Below are 3,099 nucleotides of genomic sequence, written 5' to 3'. Positions count from 1 at the left end.
AAAAATATTTAGTCATTGCTTTTCCTAAACCACTTCCGCCGCCTGTAACTACAATAACTTTACCTTTTAAAGCATCGTCCCGTAACATTTTATCTGTATAGCTCATACTTTTCTTTTTGCAAAATTAATTAATTTAAATAGGATGCACGCATAATATTGTTATAATTTTCAGAAAAAAATTATATTTGGCATAATTTTTTTGCTGCGGATTCAAGAGTATAGTTGTCTTTAGCAAAACAAAAGCGTATTAATTGCTGGTTTTTATGATTAGAATAAAAGGTTGATATTGGAATAGCGGCAACCCCATGATCAGTGATTAGTTTTTTGCAAAAAGTAACATCTTCATCGCCTGAAATATTGGCATAGGAAGCAACCTGAAAATAAGTTCCTTCGCAGGGCTTTAATTCAAATCGGCTGTTTTGAAGGAGTTTTTTAAAATAGTCCCTTTTTTCCTGATAGAATTTTCCAAGCAAATTTACATCAACAATATCTAAATATTCACTGATGACAGCCTGAGAAATACTATTGACACTAAAAACCAAAAACTGATGCACCTTTTTAATTTCTTTCATCAGATATTCCGGAGCTACTGTATAGCCGATTTTCCAGCCTGTAATATGAAATGATTTTCCGAAGGAGGAAACCATAACGCAACGGTTTAAAAGAAAATCTTTTGTATGTGCCGAAATATGTTTTTCTTCAAAAGTGATGTATTCATAAACTTCATCAGATAACATAATTATATTTGGAAATTTTGAAAGCAGTTTTTCTAATTCTAAAAAATCATTTTGAGTTAGGATTTTCCCAGTCGGATTATGCGGATTATTGATGATAATCATCCGGGTTTTTTCCGAACACGCTTTTTGAATGGTTTCCCAATTTGGTGTATGATCATCATTTAATTTAACCCGAACAGGTTTAGCATTACATAATAAAACAGGAGATTCATAAGAATCATAACTAGGATCGAGAATAATTACTTCGTCGTATGTTTTTACTAGAGCTAAAATAGTAGTGAAAATTCCCTGAGTTGCGCCTGCTGTAACTAAAAGTTCTACATCAGGATTTATCTTTCTTTTATAAGAACTCTGAATTAACTTTGCAATCTGATTCATCAAAGGCGGATAACCGGCCATTGGTGTATATTGATGCACATTTTCTTTAGATAATCGAGCTATAATATCTGTCAATCTTTCATCAACAGGGAAATTTGGAAATCCCTGCGAAAGATTGATAGCATTATGTTCAGTTGCCATTTTTGACATTACCGTAAAGATGCTTGTGCCTACATTAGGAAGTTTACTCATTAGGAAGTTTGATTTGGGAAAAACTTGTGAAATGAATGAAATATTCAAATAAATATTAATTGACCTGTATAGGAAGTGCATAAAGCACTCTTACCGCATTTCCCTTTAATTTACCTGAACTCCATTTTGGACATAGATTTAAAACCCGAATGGCTTCAGCACCTGTGCCAAAACCTATATCTCTTAATATCTTTATCTCATTTAATGATCCATCTTTTTCAATAATAAAAGTAGTATACACTTTCCCTTTCACAAAAGCAGGCTTTTTCTTTGGAACATTATAATTTTTAGCGATGAATTTATAAAATTCATTCATTCCGCCAGAAAATTCGGGAACAACTTCTATTCCAGCAGTGTTATAAACTTGATTTTCGTCATTAGGAATAGTGGTTTTGTTATTCTTAGTTTGACAAAATACATTTTGTGATAAACATATAAAATACAAAATCAGAAACTTTTTCATATATTATGGGTTTAAGTTAGATTACATTTTATGAATAATAAAAATCGTAGGTCGATTATGTAAATCCACTTTTAATTTTTTCCAGTCAGCAACACGCATTGTTTTAATGAATTCTGTAGGTAAGGTAATATCAGTAGCAATGCAAAGATGTGTAGCAGGATTGAGAATCTGTAAAATATCCTCTACCAATTTGTTGTTTCTGTAAGGTGTCTCTATAAAAAGTTGAGACTGATTTTTATCCTGAGATAATTTTTCAAAATACTTTAATGCCGATTTCTTCTCGTCTTTATCAATTGGTAAATATCCGTTGAAAGTAAAACTCTGTCCGTTCATTCCGGAAGCCATCATGGCTAATAAAATAGACGAAGGTCCAACCAAAGGCACAACCTGAATTCCTTTTTCATGTGCTAGTTTTACAATTACAGCACCGGGATCTGCAACTCCGGGACAGCCGGCTTCACTCATTAATCCAACATTTTTTCCTTCTAATAAAGGTTTGATGAAGTCCAAATATTCTTTTGGTTCGGTTCTCTTATTCAAGGTAAAAAGAATAAGTTCGGATTGTTTTTTCTCAGGAGAAACTGCTTTTATTGATTTTCTGGCTGTTTTTTCATTTTCAACAATATAATAATCTATAAAATCAATGCTTCTTTTTACGGTTTGAGGTAAAACATCCATCGGATCGCTTTCACCCATGGTTGTTGGAATTAAATATAATTTTCCTAAAAGTTTCATGGGGAAGTTTTATAGTTTGTAAAGCGAATCAATAAATAGTACGCAAATAAATGAGAGAAATATCAGTCTAAGAATGTTTTCCGATAAGTTTTTTTGCAATGATATCTGTAACTTCATCTAACATTTGATATACAGTTTCAAATCCGTTGGTCATACCAAAATAAGGATCCGGTACATCTACATTTTCGCCAGGAAACAATTCATTTAGAATAAGATGCACTTTATTTCTATGCTCTTCATTTTGAGCCAAATCAATTACATTGCCATAATTAGAATTGTCCATTACATAGATATAATCGAATTCATTAAAATCAGAAGTTTTGAATTGACGCCCTTTTTGATTGTCGATACATAAACCATTCAGTTGGGCAATAGCTATAGAGCGCTTATCAGGTGCGTGACCTACATGCCAGGAGCCTGTTCCTGCGGAATCAACAATGAAATTGTCTTTTGGTAATTTTGATGCTAAAATACCTTCAGCTAAAGGCGATCTGCAGATATTTCCCAAACAAACCATTAAAATTTTTACTGGCATGATGCGCGTTTATAGCGTTAATTTTTTGTTGATGTCTTCGACAAATTTCTTGAATTGTT

4 protein-coding genes and 1 pseudogene are annotated in these 3,099 nt (G+C 32.5%); all 5 read right to left on the bottom strand.

The features are described 5' to 3' along the window. A pseudogene (locus ABI657_RS19120) lies at positions 1 to 106 on the bottom strand (short-chain dehydrogenase); the annotation flags it as partial. 73 nt (positions 107 to 179) lie between these two features. Then, positions 180 to 1,307, bottom strand: coding sequence for a methionine aminotransferase (locus ABI657_RS19115; RefSeq protein ID WP_348098863.1), 1,128 nt, complete (start codon positions 1,305 to 1,307; stop codon positions 180 to 182). Between the two features lie 55 nt (positions 1,308 to 1,362). After that, positions 1,363 to 1,770, bottom strand: coding sequence for a hypothetical protein (locus tag ABI657_RS19110; protein ID WP_348098862.1), 408 nt, complete (start codon positions 1,768 to 1,770; stop codon positions 1,363 to 1,365). Between the two features lie 21 nt (positions 1,771 to 1,791). After that, the gene (locus ABI657_RS19105) at positions 1,792 to 2,505 is read right to left on the bottom strand and encodes an SAM-dependent methyltransferase (RefSeq protein WP_348098861.1); all 714 of its coding nucleotides are present in this window, start codon (positions 2,503 to 2,505) and stop codon (positions 1,792 to 1,794) included. A gap of 67 nt (positions 2,506 to 2,572) precedes the next feature. After that, a complete protein-coding gene (locus ABI657_RS19100) occupies positions 2,573 to 3,040 on the bottom strand; it encodes a low molecular weight protein-tyrosine-phosphatase (RefSeq protein ID WP_348098860.1) in 468 nt (155 codons plus the stop codon). Positions 3,041 to 3,099: the final 59 nt, after the last annotated feature.

Source organism: Flavobacterium sp., assembly GCF_039930565.1.
GTDB lineage: Bacteria > Bacteroidota > Bacteroidia > Flavobacteriales > Flavobacteriaceae > Flavobacterium.
This window is presented reverse-complemented; position numbering and strand designations above follow the sequence as displayed.

Coding starts and splice junctions, on each gene's coding strand:
- ABI657_RS19110 (WP_348098862.1), bottom strand. CDS start 1,770: ATGAAAAAGTTTCTGATTTTGTATTTTATATGTTTATCACAAAATGTA.
- ABI657_RS19115 (WP_348098863.1), bottom strand. CDS start 1,307: ATGAGTAAACTTCCTAATGTAGGCACAAGCATCTTTACGGTAATGTCA.
- ABI657_RS19105 (WP_348098861.1), bottom strand. CDS start 2,505: ATGAAACTTTTAGGAAAATTATATTTAATTCCAACAACCATGGGTGAA.
- ABI657_RS19100 (WP_348098860.1), bottom strand. CDS start 3,040: ATGCCAGTAAAAATTTTAATGGTTTGTTTGGGAAATATCTGCAGATCG.